Origin of the sequence: Halomonas sp. 25-S5, from assembly GCF_029889845.1 — a bacterium.
Classification (GTDB): Bacteria; Pseudomonadota; Gammaproteobacteria; order Pseudomonadales; family Halomonadaceae; genus Halomonas.
Window position 1 is genome coordinate 74,081 of the sequence record NZ_JARANV010000012.1, and the last position, 16,446, is coordinate 90,526.

19 protein-coding genes are annotated in these 16,446 nt (G+C 70.5%); 12 read left to right on the forward strand and 7 right to left on the reverse strand.

Going from position 1 to position 16,446, the window contains the following annotated elements; all coding sequences use genetic code 11:
• Positions 1–28 precede the first annotated feature (28 nt).
• Positions 29–760 carry a GntR family transcriptional regulator gene (locus OP498_RS10375; RefSeq protein ID WP_280548003.1) on the forward strand — a complete coding sequence of 244 codons (732 nt, stop codon included), beginning with the start codon at positions 29–31 and terminating at the stop codon, positions 758–760.
• 23 nt (positions 761–783) lie between these two features.
• Here the strand turns inward: OP498_RS10375 and OP498_RS10380 are convergent, their stop codons facing one another.
• The 6 genes from OP498_RS10380 to OP498_RS10405 are packed head-to-tail and all read right to left on the reverse strand — an operon-like array spanning position 784 to position 5,970.
• Positions 784–1,662, reverse strand: coding sequence for an SMP-30/gluconolactonase/LRE family protein (locus OP498_RS10380; protein ID WP_280548002.1), 879 nt, complete (start codon positions 1,660–1,662; stop codon positions 784–786).
• On the reverse strand, positions 1,662–2,273 hold the full coding sequence (locus OP498_RS10385; protein ID WP_280548000.1) for a 2-dehydro-3-deoxy-6-phosphogalactonate aldolase: 612 nt from the start codon (positions 2,271–2,273) through the stop codon (positions 1,662–1,664). The genes OP498_RS10380 and OP498_RS10385 overlap by 1 nt, the downstream gene beginning before the upstream one ends.
• 10 nt (positions 2,274–2,283) lie before the next feature.
• The gene (locus OP498_RS10390) at positions 2,284–3,291 is read right to left on the reverse strand and encodes a 2-dehydro-3-deoxygalactonokinase (RefSeq protein WP_280547999.1); all 1,008 of its coding nucleotides are present in this window, start codon (positions 3,289–3,291) and stop codon (positions 2,284–2,286) included.
• Positions 3,288–4,058 (reverse strand): SDR family oxidoreductase, encoded by a 771-nt coding sequence (locus OP498_RS10395; protein WP_280547998.1) that lies wholly within the window; start codon positions 4,056–4,058, stop codon positions 3,288–3,290. The genes OP498_RS10390 and OP498_RS10395 overlap by 4 nt, the downstream gene beginning before the upstream one ends.
• Positions 4,059–4,075: 17 nt before the next feature.
• The gene (dgoD, locus tag OP498_RS10400) at positions 4,076–5,224 is read right to left on the reverse strand and encodes a galactonate dehydratase (protein ID WP_280547997.1); all 1,149 of its coding nucleotides are present in this window, start codon (positions 5,222–5,224) and stop codon (positions 4,076–4,078) included.
• Positions 5,221–5,970 (reverse strand): FCD domain-containing protein, encoded by a 750-nt coding sequence (locus tag OP498_RS10405; RefSeq protein ID WP_280547996.1) that lies wholly within the window; start codon positions 5,968–5,970, stop codon positions 5,221–5,223. Before OP498_RS10405 ends, dgoD begins: the two co-directional genes overlap by 4 nt.
• A gap of 226 nt (positions 5,971–6,196) precedes the next feature.
• Between OP498_RS10405 and puuE the strand changes: the two genes are divergently transcribed.
• The 11 genes from puuE to OP498_RS10460 all read left to right on the forward strand — a co-directional run bounded on the left by puuE (position 6,197) and on the right by OP498_RS10460 (position 15,907).
• The gene (gene puuE / locus OP498_RS10410; RefSeq protein WP_280547995.1) at positions 6,197–7,135 is read left to right on the forward strand and encodes an allantoinase PuuE; all 939 of its coding nucleotides are present in this window, start codon (positions 6,197–6,199) and stop codon (positions 7,133–7,135) included.
• Positions 7,136–7,366: 231 nt separating this feature from the next.
• Positions 7,367–8,200 carry a bifunctional allantoicase/(S)-ureidoglycine aminohydrolase gene (locus OP498_RS10415; RefSeq protein WP_280547994.1) on the forward strand — a complete coding sequence of 278 codons (834 nt, stop codon included), beginning with the start codon at positions 7,367–7,369 and terminating at the stop codon, positions 8,198–8,200.
• A 9-nt stretch (positions 8,201–8,209) separates the two neighbouring features.
• Entirely contained in the window at positions 8,210–8,722 is a 513-nt protein-coding gene (locus tag OP498_RS10420; RefSeq protein ID WP_280547993.1) for an ureidoglycolate lyase, read from the forward strand.
• 93 nt (positions 8,723–8,815) lie between these two features.
• Positions 8,816–9,559: a GntR family transcriptional regulator gene (locus OP498_RS10425; protein ID WP_280547992.1), complete on the forward strand. Its 744-nt coding sequence runs from the start codon at positions 8,816–8,818 to the stop codon at positions 9,557–9,559.
• Positions 9,560–9,680: 121 nt separating this feature from the next.
• The gene (gene modA, locus OP498_RS10430; protein ID WP_280547991.1) at positions 9,681–10,481 is read left to right on the forward strand and encodes a molybdate ABC transporter substrate-binding protein; all 801 of its coding nucleotides are present in this window, start codon (positions 9,681–9,683) and stop codon (positions 10,479–10,481) included.
• Positions 10,481–11,149 (forward strand): molybdate ABC transporter permease subunit, encoded by a 669-nt coding sequence (gene modB / locus OP498_RS10435; protein WP_280547990.1) that lies wholly within the window; start codon positions 10,481–10,483, stop codon positions 11,147–11,149. The genes modA and modB overlap by 1 nt, the downstream gene beginning before the upstream one ends.
• Entirely contained in the window at positions 11,142–12,281 is a 1,140-nt protein-coding gene (locus OP498_RS10440; protein ID WP_280547989.1) for an ABC transporter ATP-binding protein, read from the forward strand. The genes modB and OP498_RS10440 overlap by 8 nt, the downstream gene beginning before the upstream one ends.
• Positions 12,282–12,291: 10 nt before the next feature.
• Positions 12,292–12,825 carry a DUF192 domain-containing protein gene (locus OP498_RS10445; RefSeq protein WP_280547988.1) on the forward strand — a complete coding sequence of 178 codons (534 nt, stop codon included), beginning with the start codon at positions 12,292–12,294 and terminating at the stop codon, positions 12,823–12,825.
• A gap of 201 nt (positions 12,826–13,026) precedes the next feature.
• The gene (locus OP498_RS10450) at positions 13,027–14,043 is read left to right on the forward strand and encodes a DctP family TRAP transporter solute-binding subunit (protein ID WP_280547987.1); all 1,017 of its coding nucleotides are present in this window, start codon (positions 13,027–13,029) and stop codon (positions 14,041–14,043) included.
• 75 nt (positions 14,044–14,118) lie between these two features.
• The gene (locus OP498_RS10455; protein WP_280547986.1) at positions 14,119–14,595 is read left to right on the forward strand and encodes a TRAP transporter small permease; all 477 of its coding nucleotides are present in this window, start codon (positions 14,119–14,121) and stop codon (positions 14,593–14,595) included.
• Positions 14,585–15,907: a TRAP transporter large permease gene (locus tag OP498_RS10460; RefSeq protein ID WP_280547985.1), complete on the forward strand. Its 1,323-nt coding sequence runs from the start codon at positions 14,585–14,587 to the stop codon at positions 15,905–15,907. Before OP498_RS10455 ends, OP498_RS10460 begins: the two co-directional genes overlap by 11 nt.
• Here the strand turns inward: OP498_RS10460 and OP498_RS10465 are convergent.
• Positions 15,899–16,435: a macro domain-containing protein gene (locus tag OP498_RS10465; protein WP_280547984.1), complete on the reverse strand. Its 537-nt coding sequence runs from the start codon at positions 16,433–16,435 to the stop codon at positions 15,899–15,901. The two genes, OP498_RS10460 and OP498_RS10465, sit on opposite strands and share 9 nt — an antisense overlap.
• Between the last annotated feature and the right edge of the window lie 11 nt (positions 16,436–16,446).

Genomic DNA, 16,446 nt, shown 5'->3' on the forward strand with positions numbered 1-16,446 from the left:
GGTGACGATCAGGGGAGGAGGGGACTCGATGAACCAGCGCCAGACGGTTGCCGAACGTGGCGGCGCGGGCCGACCGGGCAAGAGGGGAGACGGCGCCGAGCGCCACGAGGAGATCCACCGCTCGATCAGCGATGCCATCATCGAGCACCGCCTCCGGCCCGGGGCGCGCCTGCGTGAGGACGCCCTGGCCGAGGTCTTCGGCATCAGCCGCACCGGCATCCGCAAGATCCTCCAGCGCCTGGCCCTGGAGCAGCTGGTCACGCTGACGCCGCGCCGCGGGGCCAGCGTGACCCGGCCCACGGCCGACGAGGCCAAGGACGTGTTCGACGCCCGCCAGATGGTCGAGTGCGGGCTGATGCCGGAGGTCGCCCGGCGCATCACCGCGGAGGACCTGCGCGAGCTTCGCGACATGGCCCTGCGCGAGCGCCAGGCGCTGAAGTCCGGCGAGCAGAGCACGGCGATCCGGCTGTCGGCGGACTTTCACGCCCGTCTGGCGTGCATCGCCGGCAATGCCACCCTGGCCGACTTCGTCGAGCGGCTCTGCTCGCGCTCCTCGCTGATCCTCGCCGTCTATGGCAACCCCGGCCACCTGGGCTGCGAGTCCCACGACCACGACGACCTGATCGGCCACCTGGCGGCCGGCAACGGGGAGCGCGCCCAGGCCTTCATGAGCCGCCACCTCAAGGCCATCGAGGCCTCCCTCTCCATCGTCGAGGAGGAGGCGGAGGCGCCGGACCTGCACCGGATCTTCTCTGACTGAAACGGATCTTCTCCGACTGAGGCTCAGGCCAGTCGTAGCGCCGGCTCGGCGAGGCCGGGCACCCCGGGGGCGGCGACGAAGAGGTGACCGGCGTCGGGCTCCTCCCGGCGCCGGGCCGGGTCCATGCCTTCCCGCGCGGTGGTGATGTAGAGCCGCTCGAGGCGCGCCCCGCCGAAGGCCGGGCAGGAGGGCTGCGAGGTCGGCAGCGCGATGGCGTCCACCTCGCGGCCCTTCGAGTCCAGGCGTACCACCCGGCTGGCGCCCCACAGGGCGAGCCACAGGTGCCCCTCCGCATCGACCACCGCCCCGTCGGGATTGCCCGGCCGCGCCGAGACGTCGGCCCAGGGGGCCGGTTCGCCCAGGGGCCAGCCCTCGCGGTCCAGCGCCCAGCGCATCACTACCCCGCTCGGGGTATCGGTGAACCAGGCGGCCTCGCCCCCGGGGGAGAAGCAGATCGCGTTGGGAATGGTCAGGCCTGTGCGCAGTCGGGTGAGCTCGCCGCGATGGAGGCGGTAGAGGCTGCCGGCACCGGGCTCGGCGCCCTTGCCCATGCTGGAGAGCCAGAGGCTGCCGTGGCGGTCGACCCGGGCGTCGTTGCTGCGGGTGATCGGGTTGTCGGCCTCGAAGTCGCAGAAGCGCTCCAGGGCACCGGTCGCCGGGTCGAATCGGCTAAGACGATCCTCGCCCACCAGCAGCAGGCCGCCGTCCTCGAGCGGGGCGGCCAGCGAGACCATCCGGTCGAGGTCATGATGCCCGGTGGCGCCGGAGGCCGGCTCTAGCCAGTGCAGCCGGCGGCCGAGGATATCGCACCAGTAGAGTCGGCCCGTGGCGGCGTGCCACTGCGGCCCCTCGCCGAGCTCGCAGCCGCAGGCGACCGCCACCCCGGCCCTGGCGCCGCTCATCATGGCTCACCGTCGGCCGCGCGCCAGGCGGCGACCAGCGACCTGGCCCGTTCGCCCACCTCGCCGGCGGTGAGGCCGGGGGTGTAGAGCGCGCTGCCCAGGCCGGCGCCGTCGACACCGGCGGCGCGCCAGGCGGCGAAGTTGCCGGCGCCGATGCCCCCCACCGCGTAGAGCCGGGTGCCCGGCGGCAGCACGGCGCGCAGGGCCTTCATGCCCTCGATACCGACCTGTACCGCCGGGAACAGCTTCAGCCCGGAGGCGCCGGCGTCCAGGGCGTCGAAGGCCTCGGACGGGGTCACCACGCCGGGCCAGGATTCCATGACCAGGTGGCGGCTCTCCTCGATCACCGCCGGGCGGCAGTTGGGGGAGACCACCAGGCGTCCGCCGGCCGCGAAGACGTCGCGCACCTGGCCCGGGGTCAGCACGGTGCCGGCGCCGATCAGGGCCCGGTCGCCCAGCGCCTTAGCGAGCCGGCGAATGCTCTCCAGCGGGTCGGGGGAGTTGAGTGGCACCTCGATGCGCTCGATGCCGGCGGCGAGCAGCGCCTCGCCGACCTCGACGGCATCATCAGGGGAGATGCCGCGCAGGATGCCGATCAGGGGAAGGGACATGAGTGATCTCCTAAGGGGGGCAGGCGCCGGGGGCGTGGCTCAGGCTGGCGTGGGCCAGCCCGAGGCCGGCCAGCACCGCGGTTTCGCCGTCGACGCGGCGGCAGTCGATGCCCTGCGCTTCCAGGGCCAGGGCATAGCGGGTGCAGAGTGCCTCGGCACCGACCAGGGTGACGGTCTCGCCCTCGGTCAGCACCGCCCGGGCGCCGGCCAGCTCCAGGCCGATCACCAGGCCCGAGAGGCGGGCCGCCAGTCGGGCGCCGCGTGCCTGGCCACTCGGCAGGTCGCCGTCCAGCAGGTCCTGGGCGCGCAGGCCGAACAGCCGGTTGCCGAAGCTCTCGGGGGCGGCAGCCACCTCCTGCACTGCCGCCACGAAGGCCTGGTGGTCGCCGGGCTCGGCCAGGTCGTCCTCGCCCTGCCCGTGATTCAGGGAGTGCCGGAGCACCGACTGGCCGGCGAGCCACTGGTAGAGCTCGCCGGTGAGGAAGGTGGCGAAGCGCGTGACCGCGCCGGCCTCGAGGCGGGCCCACTTGGCATGGGTGCCGGGCAGGCAGACGGGCCCCGAGGCCTCGCCTTCCCGGGCGACCAGGCCGGCGAGCTGGGTCTCCTCGCCGCGCATTACATCGAACCGGCGGCCGGCGTCATCGGGGTGCTGGCAGAGTCCCGGCAGCAGCGCGACGTCCAGGCGCGGACCCTCGACGGCGGGCCTGACCGCGCCCCGGGCCAGGCCATCCAGGCGCGTCGGCACCGGCAGGTAGGCGGCCTCCCGCCAGCCCTGGCGGGCGCCGGCCATGCCGCAGATGCGCACCGGTACGCGGCCATCAGCGGGCAGCCAGTCGCCGATCGTCGACAGCAGGGTGGCCTCGTAGTCGCTCGGGGCCAGCGACAGCATGCCGCGCTCGGACCCGGCCCGTGCCAGTACCTCGCCGTGCGCGTCCAGGGCCCAGGCGCGCAGGTTGCTCGAGCCCCAGTCCACGCCGACCCAGGCCAGGCGCTCGGCGATCTCGCGTGTCTGGCTCATGCCCGCCCTCCGTCGACGATCAGTTCCTGGCTGGTCATCATCCTTGAGGCCTTTGATGCCAGGAACAGGCAGGGGCCGATCATGTCCTCCACCGGAATCGCCTCCTTGAGGCACTGCTGATCCAGGCACTCGGCCAGGTCGGTGTCGTTGACCCACAGCGCCTTCTGGCGCTCGGTCATCACCCAGCCGGGGATCAGGCAGTTGACGCGGATGGCATCACCGCCGAGCTCTCGGGCCAGCGCCCGGGTCAGGCCCAGGATGCCGGCCTTGGCGGTGACATAGGTCGGGTAGCCGGAAAGGCCCAGGTGAACGCTGTTGGACGACAGGTTGATGATGGCGCCGCCGCCCAGCTCGCGCATGTCCTTCGCCACCGCCTGGGCGGTGAAGAACTGCGGGCGCAGGTTGGTGGCCAGCGAGTCGTCCCAGTCCTCGACGCTCCAGTCGTCCAACGAGTGGCGGGTGTCCCGGGCGGCGTTGTTGACCAGCACGCCGATCGGGCCGTGGGCCTTGCGGGCCCGGGCGATGGCGGCCTTGAGCGCCGCCACGTCGCGGATATCGCACTCGATGAACAGGGGCCGGTTGGCGTACTTCGCCTCCATGGCGTCGCAGAACTCGCCGGCGTCGGACAGGCCGACGAAGGCCACCTTCGCGCCCTGGGCCAGGAAGCCCTCGGTCAGCGCCGCGCCGATGCCCGAGCCGCCGCCGGTGATAAAGACGCTCTGGCCCTTCAGGTCGCCGAAGGCCAGATCGTGAAAATCGAAACTCATGTCGTTCTCCTTGTTCCCTACCATTCGGCGATGGAACCGTCCTCATGCGTCCACACCGGATTGCGCCAGCGGTGGCCGACCTGCGCGCGCTCCTCGACGAAGGCCTCGTCGATCTCCACGCCGAGTCCCGGCCCCTGGGGAATGGCGCAGAAGCCCTCCTCGATGGCCAGCGCGGACTTGTCGACCAGGTAGTCGAGCACGTCGTTGTCGCGGTTGTAGTGGATGCCCATGCTCTGCTCCTGGATGAAGGCGTTGTGGCACACCGCATCGAGCTGCAGGGAGGCGGCCAGGGTCAGCGGGCCGAGCGGGCAGTGCGGGGCCAGCGCCACGTCATGGGCCGAAGCCAGGGCGGCGATCTTCAGCCCCTCGCTGATGCCGCCACAATGGGAGAGGTCGGGCTGGATGATGTCGATCATGCCGTCGGCGAGCAGGTCGCGGAACTCGAAGCGGGTGTGCAGGCGCTCGCCGGTGGCCAGCGGATAGCCCAGGCCGCCGGCGATCTGCTTGAGGCAGGGCAGGTGCTCGGGGGCCACCGGCTCCTCGACGAACATCGGGTGGAAGGGCTCGAGCTCGCGCAGCAGCGCCTTGGCCATGGGGCGATGCACCCGTCCGTGGAAGTCGATGCCGATGCCCACGTCGGGCCCCACGGCGTCGCGGGCCTCCGCTACCCGGGCCACCGCCTCGTCGACCTTGCGGTGGGAGTCGACGATCGCCAGCTCCGGGGTGCCGTTCATCTTGAAGGCGGTGAAGCCCTGCTCGACCAGGGCCCGGGCGCCGGCGCCCACGTCGCTGGGGCGGTCGCCGCCGGTCCAGGCGTACATGCGCATCCTGTCGCGCACCGCGCCGCCCAGCAGCTGGTGCACCGGCACGCCCAGGTCGCGGCCCTTGAGGTCCCACAGCGCCTGGTCGATGCCGGCGATGGCGCTCATCAGGATCGGCCCGCCGCGATAGAATCCGGCGCGATACAGTGTGTTCCACAGGTGCTCGATGCGATGCGGGTCCTGGCCGACCAGGTAGTCGGCGAGCTCATGGACGGCGGCCTCGACGGTGGCCGCACGGCCCTCGATGACCGGCTCGCCCCAGCCGTAGCAGCCCGCGTCGGTCTCGATCTTGAGGAACAGCCAGCGCGGTGGCACCTGCCAGGTCTTGAGTCGGGTGATCTTCATGCGGGGTGTCCTTCGGTGTGGGAAGTGGGGGTGGGTATCAATCCCAGGTCCGTCGCCGTGCGCTCGAGCACCGCCCGGGCCGCCCGGCGAGCGGCCTGTGGCTGGCGCAGGCGGATCGCCTCCATCACCCGCCGGTGGCGTTCCAGGCTGTCCTCCAGGGAGGCGGCCTGATGCTGGGAGTGCTGGATCAGCGCGATGATGGAGGGACGCAGCAGGTGGCCCATCTGGCGCCACACCAGGTTATGGCTGGCCTGGTAGACGGCATCATGGAAGGCCACGTCATGCTCGGCGTGCTGCTGGTGCATGCCGGTGCCGGCGGTGTCGCGCATGCCCGCGAAAGCGGCCTCCAGGCGCGCCAGGTCACGGCCGTCGGCCGCCAGGGCGGCCAGCTCGGCCACCTGTGGCTCCGCGGAGAGGCGGAAGGCATAGATCTCGCGGACCAGGCGCGGGTCCGGACGGGCCAGCCCGGTCAGCCAGTCGCTCATCAGGGGATCGAGCAGGTGCCAGCCGGTAATCTCTCGCACCCGGCTGCCGCGTCCCGCGGTGCGCTCGACCAGACCGGTGGCGGCCAGGCTGGCCAGGGCATTGCGCACCCGATTGCGGCTCACGGCGAAGCGGTCGCAGAGATCCTTCTCCCGCGGGAAGTCGCTCCCGGCCGGCAGCTGCCCCGAGAGGATGGCGCGGGCGAGCACCGCCGCCAGGGCCGGGGCGCCGCCATCGGCGGGAAGGACAAGGTCGTCGAGCATCATCGGCTCCAGAAAATATCTGATCTTATAGTAGTTAATGTCAGACATTTTGCAAGGGGCACGATGGGTAGCGCGCCGATGAGCTATCCCCGCGCCGGCGAGGGCTTCGGCGAAGGGTTGCGGATGGGGTGGGTGCACTCTATCTTTGCATTGTATACACGATATCCGCCGCCGCCCGGCTCCTTCTCGACGGCGGAGGGTGCCAGAACAACCAGGAAGTTCCACCATGACGCACGTTCCCTCATCCGACTATCCCCGTGATCTGATCGGCTATGGCCGCACCCCCCCCCACGCCCACTGGCCGGGCGGGGCGAGGGTTGCCGTGCAGTTCGTGCTCAACTACGAGGAAGGCAGCGAGAGCTGCGTGCTGCATGGCGACGAGGGCTCCGAGCAGTTCCTCTCCGAGATCATCGGTGCCCCCGCCTTCCCTGATCGTCACCTGAGCATGGAGTCGATCTACGAGTACGGTTCCCGGGTCGGGGTGTGGCGCATCCTGCGCGAGTTCGAGCGCCGCGGCTTGCCGCTCACCGTGTTCGGCGTGGCCATGGCCCTGGAGCGCCACCCCGAGGTGGCCCATGCCTTCAAGGAACTGGGCCACGAGGTCGCCTGCCACGGCTACCGCTGGATCCATTACCAGGAGGTGCCGGAAGACGTCGAGCGTGAGCACCTGAAGAAGGCGATGGCGATCTTCCAGCGCCTCTATGGCGAGAAGCCGCTGGGCTGGTACACCGGCCGCGACAGCCCCAACACCCGCCGGCTGGTGCTCGATGAGGGCGGCTTCCTCTACGACAGCGACTACTACGGCGATGACCTGCCATTCTGGACCCGGGAGCGCGACAGCCAGGGCATCGAGCACGACCACTTGATCGTTCCCTACACCCTGGACAGCAACGACATGCGCTTCGCCGCGCCCCAGGGCTTCAACACCGCGGATCACTTCTTCACCTACCTGCGTGACGCCTTCGACGTGCTCTATGCGGAAGGGGAGGAGTCGCCGAAGATGCTCTCGGTGGGCATGCACTGTCGCCTGCTGGGCCGCCCCGGGCGCTTCCGCGCCCTGCAGTGCTTCCTCGACCATATCGAGGCCCATGATCGGGTGTGGGTGGCACGACGCGTGGATATCGCCCGCCACTGGGTGGAGCATCATCCGGCGCCGGCGCGCTGAGTTACATCGCACGTTAGGGTGAGTGCCATCCTGGCGAGAGTCTTTGAACTGCCGCTGCCCGAAGCGAGAGGCGCCGGGGACAGGTCTGGAGGGGGTCCTATGCCAGGGATGGCATCGGTAGCGCCCAGGGAGGGGTTCACAGCGCCCCCGAACAGGCCTGTCGACGGAACAGCCTCGAGCGATGTCTACGATGGCACGGCTTTCGGCCCCAACGTTTTTTCAGGACGCCCCATGAACCAACGTACCTACTATGCCCCTGCCGGCGGGCATCCGCCCCAGACCCAGCTGCTCTCCGACCGGGCGGTGTTCACCGAGGCCTATGCGGTCATCCCCAAGGGCGTGTTCGGCGATATCGTCACCAGCAACCTGCCGTTCTGGGAGGGCACCCGCCTCTGGGTGCTGGCGCGCCCGCTTTCCGGCTTCGCCGAGACCTTCTCCCAGTACATCATGGAGGTCGCCCCGGGGGGCGGCAGCGAGCGCCCCGAACTCGACCCCGAGGCTGAGGGCGTGCTCTTCGTGGTGGAGGGCGAGATGGTGCTGACCCTGGCCGGCGAGCGCCACCGCATGGTCCCCGGTGGCTATGCCTTCCTCCCGCCGGGAAGCCGTTGGCAGGTCAGGAACGAGGCCGAGGCCCCGGTGCGCTTCCACTGGGTGCGCAAGGCCTACGAGCGGGTCGAGGGCATCGAGGTGCCCGAGGCCTTCGTGGTCAACGAGAACGATATCGCGCCCCACGAGATGCCGGACACCGAGGGGCGCTGGGCGACCACGCGCTTCGTCGACCCGGCCGACGTGCGCCATGACATGCACGTCAACATCGTCACCTTCCAGCCCGGTGCGGTGATCCCCTTCGACGAGACCCACGTCATGGAACACGGCCTCTATGTGCTCGAGGGCAAGGCGGTCTACCACCTCAACCAGAACTGGGTGGAGGTCGAGGCCGGCGACTTCATGTGGCTGCGCGCCTTCTGTCCCCAGGCCTGCTACGCCGGCGGCCCGGGCCCGTTCCGCTACCTGCTCTACAAGGACGTCAACCGCCACCCGAAGCTGCGCCTGGGTGGCCGCTAGGAGGTCGACATGCTGCATCTGAAAGCCGAGCCGCTGACGCCCGAGGCCTTCGCCCCCTTCGGCGACGTCATCGATACGCGCACGGCGGACTGGTTTCCCATCAACGCCGGGAGGACCCGTCGCTACCACGACCTGGCGAGGGTCGAGACGCTGGGGGAGGAGGCGAGGGCGCTGATCAGCATCTTCGTCAGCCAGCCGGTGGCGATGCCGCTGGAACTTGACTTCCTGGAGCGCCACCCGCTGGGCAGCCAGGCCTTCATGCCACTCCATGAAGAAAGGTTTGTGGTGGTCGTCGCGCCACCGGGGGATCGGATCGATCCCGCCGAGGTGCGCGCCTTCGTCACCGACGGCCGCCAGGGGGTCAACTACCAGGCGGGCACCTGGCACGCCATCCAGTCGGTGCTGGAGCAGGAAGGGGAGTTCCTGGTGGTGGACCGGGGAGGCGAGGGCAGCAACTGTGATGAGACCCCTCTGGCGCTGCGGGTGACCCTCGCCGTGACCCCGGCACCTCGCCGTGTCTAAAACACAGGACTTGTATACGATGAACCTGTTTGATGAGGTCATTCCGCTCGCGGGATGAGACGCTGGCGGCACGAACAGGCAGGGGGACAGCGTATGCACGAGTGGCAGCAGGAGGTGCTGGCCGAGGTCAGGGCCGGAAGTCGCAACGGTGACCGTCGCATCGGCGACCGGGATATCGTCGACAAGGTGCGCCGAGCGGTGCTGATGCAGCGCCTGCCGCCCGGCACCCGGTTGCCGGAGGTGACCCTCGGCGAGGTCTTCGGAGTGAGTCGCTCGGTGGTGCGCAAGGCCCTGACCCGGCTGGCCTCCGAGCGCGTGGTGGACCAGCGTCCCAACCAGGTGGCACGGGTCCGCGCGCCGAGCATCGAGGAGACCCGCGAGACCTTCGCGGCCCGCCGCCTGGTGGAGGGGGAGGTGGCCGCGTTGCTGGCGGGCCGCCTCGATGCGGCCTCGCGGGACCGGCTCGCGGCACAGGCTCGGGACGAGATCGAGGCCCACGGGCGGGGCGACGAGCCGGCCCGCATCGAGCACTCTCTGGCCATCCACCACCTGCTGGCCGAGCACTCGCCCAACCGCGTGCTGGGGGCCATGCTCACCGACCTGATCCTGCGCACCTCCATCGTCATCGCTCTCTACAAGCGGCCGAACCTGGCCTCCTGCTTCCTGGAGGGCGATCACACGGCGCTGCTGGCAGCGCTCGAGCAAGGCGATGCCCAGGCGGCCCGGGAGGGCATCCAGCACCATCTGGTGAGCCTCGAGGCGCTGCTCGACCTGAGCCCCCGCGAGACCCGCATCGACCTGATGGCGATTCTCGGGCGTTCCCACCAGCAGGCCTGACCGAGTGCGAGGCCCTGTCTGACCCGCATCAAGGCCGAGGTGAGTTCCACGAGCTCGCCTTGTTCATCGGGGCAGGCCTGGTCGACAATGGCGCGACCCTATCGCCATTCGGGAATCCTGCATGTTCTCTTTCCTACGCTGGGCCCTGGTCGCCTGGCTCGTCCTGACCTCTCCTGCGGCCCTGGCCGAGGCGCCCACCGTGGCGGCGGCCTCGTCATTGCAGTTCGTGTTCCCCGAGCTCGTCGCGGCCTACCGTGACGAGACCGGCAATGATGTCAGGGTAAACTTCGGCGCCTCGGGCAACCTGAGTCGCCAGATCCTGCAGCATGCCCCCTTCGAGCTGTTTCTTTCGGCGGACGAGGCGAACGTGCGCGTGCTCGAGGAGGCGGGCCTCACCGAGGGGGAGGGCGTGGTCTACGCCGTGGGACGATTGGTCTGGTTGCAGGCCAGGGGACGTGGCGCGCTGCCCTCGAGCGATGAGCCGTTGGCCGGCGTGCGTGTGGCCATCGACGCCCACCGGGCCGGGCAGGACCGGCCGCGCATTGCCCTGGCCAATCCCGAGCATGCCCCTTACGGCGTGGCGGCCCGCCAGGCCCTCGACCATGCCGGGCTCTGGGAAGCGTCGGCCCCGCTGCGCATCCTCGGCGAGAACGTCTCCCAGGCCGCGCGCTTCGCCCTGGCGGACGAGGCCCGCGGCGGCCTGGTGGCCTACTCCCTGGCGCTGGCCCCGACGGTGGCCGAGCAGGCCGAACATGTCCTGATTCCCGCCGACTGGCACGCTCCGCTGGTGCAGCGCATGGCCTTGATCGATGGGGCCGGGGAGGGGGCGCGGACCTTCTATGCCTGGCTCCAGGGGGAGCAGGCACGGTCGATCCTCGAGCGCCGTGGCTTCGAGCCACCCCCGCGGGATGATGCCTCCTGATGGATTGGCCGGCGCTCTCGGTCTCGTTGCGCCTGGCGGCGTTGACCAGCCTGCTGTTGATTCCTCTGGGCCTCTGGCTGGGGCGCACCCTGGCGCTCTCGCGTTTTCGCGGCAAGCCGCTGTGCGAGGCGCTGGTGGCGCTGCCGCTGGTGATGCCGCCGACGGTGCTGGGCTTCTACCTGATGCAGAGCTTCGGCCAGCAGGCCCCCTTCGGTGCCGTCTGGGCCTCGCTGACTGGCACGACCCTCAACTTCACCTTCAGTGGCATCCTGCTCGCCTCGCTGGTGACCAACCTGCCCTTCGCCGTGCAGCCGATCCAGCGTGCCTTCGAGTCGATTCCCCCCAACCTGCGCGAGGCCGCCTGGTGCAGCGGCCTCTCGCCCGGCCGCACGCTGTGGCGCATCGAGCTGCCGCTGGTGTGGCCGGGGCTGGTTTCGGCCCTGGCGCTGACCTTTGCTCATACCCTAGGCGAGTTCGGCGTGATCCTGATGGTTGGTGGGTCGATCGATGGCGAGACCCGCACCCTGGCCATCGCCATCTACGACCGGGTGCAGGCCTTCGACGAATCTGGAGCCGCCGTCATGTCGGCCATGCTGTTGCTGGTCTCTTTCCTGACCATCGGGGTGGTCTACGGCCTGGCAGGACGCCGGAGGTGGCGGCGTGGCTGAGCCGGAACTGCCCGCGAGCCAGGCTCGCCTGGCGGTGCAGCTGCAGCAGGCGGGGCCGATCCCGCTGGACGCCGACTTCCACTGCGAGCCCGGCGAGCTGCTGGCCCTGGTGGGCCCTTCAGGGAGCGGCAAGACCACCCTGCTGCGGGCCATCGCCGGGCTCTACCGGCCGGCGCGAGGCGTGATCCACTGTGCCGGCGAGACCTGGTTCGATGCCGAGGCGGGGCGCTCGCTGCGTCCCCAGCAGCGTCGCGTGGGGCTGGTGTTCCAGGACTATGCGCTCTTCCCGCACCTGGATGCGCGCGCCAACGTCATGGTGGCCCTGGACCATCTGCCCGCCGCCGAGCGCGGTCGGGCCGCCGAGCAGTGGCTGGCCCGGGTGCGCCTCGACGGCCTGGCCGGCCGGCTGCCGTCCGAGCTCTCCGGCGGCCAGCGCCAGCGGGTCGCCCTGGCCCGGGCCCTGGCCAGAAGCCCGCGGGTGCTGCTGCTCGACGAGCCCTTCTCGGCGGTGGACCAGGTCACCCGGCGCCGCCTGCAACGCGAACTCGCCCTGCTGCGCGAGGAGATCCACATCCCCATCGTGCTGGTCACCCATGACCTCGACGAGGCCGCCGCCCTGGCCGACCGGCTCTGCGTGCTGCACGCCGGCCGCAGCCTGCAGCAGGCGCCGGCCGAGCAGCTCTTCCGCCGGCCGGCCAGCCCTGAGGTGGCGCGGCTGCTCGACCGCCACAATGTCTTCACCGGCAGGGTGGCCGCGGATGACGAGGGGCGCCGCCTGCAATGGGGCCCCTGGCGCCTGGAAGTGGCGGAGGGCCTGGCGGGACTGAGGCCCGGGCAGCGAGTCAGCTGGTACCTGCCGCCCTCGGACGTGGTCCTTCATCGTCGCGGCCGCCCCTCGCGGGGCGAACGCGAGAATCCGGTCCAGGGCCAGGTGGTAGAGATGGCGGTGTTGGGCGGCATCACCTCCGTGGCGCTGGCCTTCGATCACTGCGACGATACCCTGCGCTTCGAGCTCCCCACCCATGCGGCGCGGCGCAATGGCCTGGCCCGCGGCGAGGCGGTGGGGGTCTCGCTGCTGGCCGACGGCATCCACCTGATGCCCGACGCCCCTGTCACCCATCCCGACCGCTGAGGAAACTGCCATGAACGCCACCCGCCGCCAGCTGCTGCTGGGCCTGGCCCTGCTGCCCGCCGCCTCCCTGCTGCCGCGTGTCCTGCCCGCCGCCGGGCCCGATTCGGGGACACAGGCCCTCGAGACCGTCCCCCTGGTGATCCACGGCGAGCAGGGCCCCCGGCGCCTCGCGGTGGAGGTGGCGCGCACCATCCACCAGCGCAGCCGTGGCCTGATGGAACGCGACCAGCTGGCGGAGCAGGCCGGCATGCTGTTCCTCTACGACCGCCCCCAGTCCTCGCGCAACGGCTTCTGGATGTATCGCACGCGCATTCCGCTGGATATCGCCTTCATCGACGAGGCGGGCCGCATCGCCGAGATCCACCGCATGGCGCCGTGCACGGCCGCCCGGCCGGGGGAGTGCCCGGTGACGCGCCCCGCGGTACCCTATCGGGCGGCCCTGGAGGTCAATGCCGGCGCCTTCGAGGCGATGGGCGTGGCGGCGGGCGATTGTGTCAGCTGGCCGGGCGACGGCGGGCTCTGTGCGGGGGCCGCCGCGAAATGAATCCCACCGCGGGACGACGCGAAAGGTCCCAGAACAGCAAGTGCGTTGAACCCGGGGACAGGGCAGGGCGGCGTCCTGCCTTGCATGCACACGGGATGACAGGGCATCTTGAGGTTCGCGGCGTCGATGACGCCTACCTATAACGATGCCGGGCAGTCCCGTCGCGGGCCTGCCCCGAGCCCGACACAGCAAGGACACGCCATGAACTCGTCTCGTCACCTGACCCGGCTGGCCGCCCTGGCCGGCGTCGCCGCCGTCTCCCTCTCGCTGTCCGTCTCTGCCGCTCAGGCCCGCGAGCTCTCCGTCTCCACCGTGCTCTCCGATGCCTTCCCCTGGGGCCAGGCCGCCGAGAAGTGGGCCGAGCTGGTCGCCGAGCGCTCCGACGGCGAGCTGACCCTGCGGGTCTACCCCAATTCCCAGCTCGTCAACGGCGACCAGACCCGGGAGTTCTCCGCCATGCGCTCGGGGCTGATCGACGCCGCCGTGGGCTCGACCATCAACTGGTCGCCCCAGGTGCCGGAGCTCAACCTCTTCTCGCTGCCCTTCTTCATGGCCGACCTGGATGCCGTGGATGCGGTGACCGGCGGCGCCGCCGGCGAGATGGTCTTTTCCGCCATCGAGTCCCGTGGCGTGGTGCCCCTGGCCTGGGGCGAGAACGGCTTTCGCCAGCTCTCCAACTCGCGTGGGCCCATCGACGAGCCGGGCGACCTCGACGGCCTGAAGGTTCGCGTGGTGGGCTCGCCGCTGTTCCAGGACACCTTCTCGGCGCTGGGCGCCAACCCCACCCAGATGAGCTGGGCCGATGCCAAGCCGGCGCTGACCACCGGGGCGGTGGATGGCCAGGAGAACCCGCTCTCGGTGTTCGACGTGGCGCGCATCGACCAGGTAGGCCAGGAGCACCTGACCCTGTGGAACTACATGAACGACCCCCTGGTCTTCGCGGTGAACCAGCAGGTCTGGGACTCCCTCTCCGAAGAGGAGCACACCCTGCTGCGGGAGGCCGCCGAGGAAGCCGGCGCCTGGGAGATCGCCATGACCCGCGAGCAGGAACCCGAGCGCCTGGCGGCGATCAAGGCACGCGGCGTCACGGTCACCGAGCTCGACGAGGCGCAGCACCAGGCCTTCGTCGAGGCCACCGAGAACGTCCACGATGAGTGGCTGCCGCGCATCGGCAGCGAGATCGTCGAGGCGGCCCGCGCCGACATGCAGGGCGAGTGACCTCCCGCAGCGCCCGTGCCATCGGCCCCTCCGCGGGGCCGATGGCGTTTCCCACCCCATGACACCGCGACGCCCATGAAACGTCCCGATGCAAGACTCGAGCGCCTGCTGGCGACCCTGGCGATCCTGGTCATCAGCCTGATCAGCCTGGCCAACGTGCTGGTGCGCTATATCACCGATGCCTCCTTCGCCTTCACCGAGGAGTTCTCGGTGTTCCTGCTGGTGGTGCTGACCTTCGCCGGTGCCTCGGTGGCGCTGCGCCGCAACGGTCATATCCGTATCGGCCTGCTGGAGCGCGCCCTGCCCCGGGCCGCGCGCCAGGCGCTGATCCTCTTCCAGGGAGGCTGCGGGCTCATCGTGCTGGGGCTGATCACCTGGTTCGGGGGCAAGCTGACCTGGCAGGAGTTCCAGTGGGGTTCGCTCTCCCCGGGGCTGGGGCTGCCGCAGTGGTGGTACCTCGCCTGGCTGCCGCTGCTCTCGGGGCTGATGCTGCTGCGCCAGGTGCAGCAGACCCGCGATCGCCTGCGCGGGAGGCTCGAGGATGAGTCCTGATCTGTGGATGCTGCTGGCCTTCGCCGGCTTGCTGATCGCCGGGGTGCCGGTGGCCTTCTCGCTGGGTCTGGCCGGCGCCGTGGGGATACTGGCCGGGCTGTCGCCGGCCATGCTGGCCACACTCGGCACCAACACCTACAACAGCATCGCCAAGTACCCGCTGATCGCCATCCCGCTGTTCATCCTCACCGGCCTGATCTTCGAGCGGGCCGGGGTGGCGGCGCGGCTGGTGCGCTTCGCCCAGGCGCTGATCGGGCCGCGCCATGGCGGCCTCGCCCTGGTGGCGGTACTGGTCTGCATGATCATGGGCGGGATGAGCGGCTCGGGCCCCGCGGATGCCGCGGCGGTGGCCATGGTGATGCTGCCGAGCATGACCCGGGCCGGCTACCCCCGGCCCTTCTCGGCGACCCTGATCGCCGCCTCGGCCTCCACGGCGATCCTGATCCCGCCCTCGGTGGCGCTGATCCTCTACTCCATCGTGGTGCCGGGGGTCGACCTGCGGGCGCTGTTCGCTGCGGGGCTCTTCCCCGGCATCCTCGCCGGGTTGGCGCTGCTGGGGCCGGCGCTGCTGGTCTCCCGTCGCTATGGTTGGGAAGGGAGTGGCCGGGAAGGGGGCACGCCCGTGGAGGGGGCGGAGCATCCCCGGGTGGGCGAGAGCTTCAAGCAGGCGCTGCCGGCGCTGTTCGCCCCGGTGCTGATCCTCGGCGGGCTGCGCAGCGGGCTCTTCACCCCCACCGAGGCGGCCGTGGTGGCGGTCGCCTATGGCGCCCTGGTGGGCCTCTTCCTGACCCGGGAAATGAGCTGGCGGGACCTATGGGGGCTGCTCGGTGAGGCGGCGGTGATCTCGGGGGTGGTGATGCTGATCATCGCCCTGGCCGGCATCTTCGCCTGGGCCGGCACCATGCTCGGCACCTTCCGGCACCTGGCGGAGTGGATCGTCGGGCTCTCCGACAGCGGCCCCCTGCTGCTGGTCCTGGTCATGCTGGCGGTGCTGGTGGCCGGGATGCTGCTGGATGCCATCTCCATCTACCTGATCATGATGCCGATCCTGATTCCGGTGATGCAGCACTTCGGCTGGAATCCGGTGTGGTTCGGCATCCTGCTGGCGATGAACATCGCCATCGGCCAGTTCACGCCGCCGGTGGCGGTGAACCTGATGGTGACGACGGAGGTCGCGAAGGTCCGCCTGGAGCAGACCCTGGGCTGGGCACTGCTGTTCGTGGCGGCCATGGCGGGCGCGCTCGTTCTGGTGGCGGTGTTCCCCGAGATTGCCCTCTGGTTGCCGCGGATGCTGGGCTACAACCTAGGGTAGATGACCCCTGACTGCGCTCTCCAGGGTCGCCAGGGTGCGCTGGTAGAGCGCGGTGCTGTCGGCATCGAAGAGCACGAAGCGCACCCGCTCGATGCCCGGGCACTCGGGCAGCGTCTGCAGCACCGTGGCGAGCGCCACGCGGGCGGCCTCGGCCGGTGGGTAGCCGAAGGCTCCGGCGGAGAGGGCCGGAAAGGCGATGGAGCGGATGCCTTCGTGCTGCGCCAGTTCGAGGGCGTTGCGGTAGCAGGCGGCCAGCAGCTCGTCGGCGGGCTCGTCGACGCCGTAGACCGGCCCCAGGCAGTGGATGACGTGGCGGTTGGGTAGCCCGTGGGCACCGGTAATCACCGCCTGGCCGGGCCGGATCGGCGCCAGCGGGCGGCACTCTTCGGCGAGCCCGGGGCCCGCGGCGCGATGCAGGGCACCGGCCACGCCACCGCCGCTGCGCAGCTGTGCGTTGGCGGCATTGACCACGGCGTCGATGTCGGCCTGGCGGGCGATATCGCCCTGGACGCATTCGATGGTGCCCATCACGCTCTCCT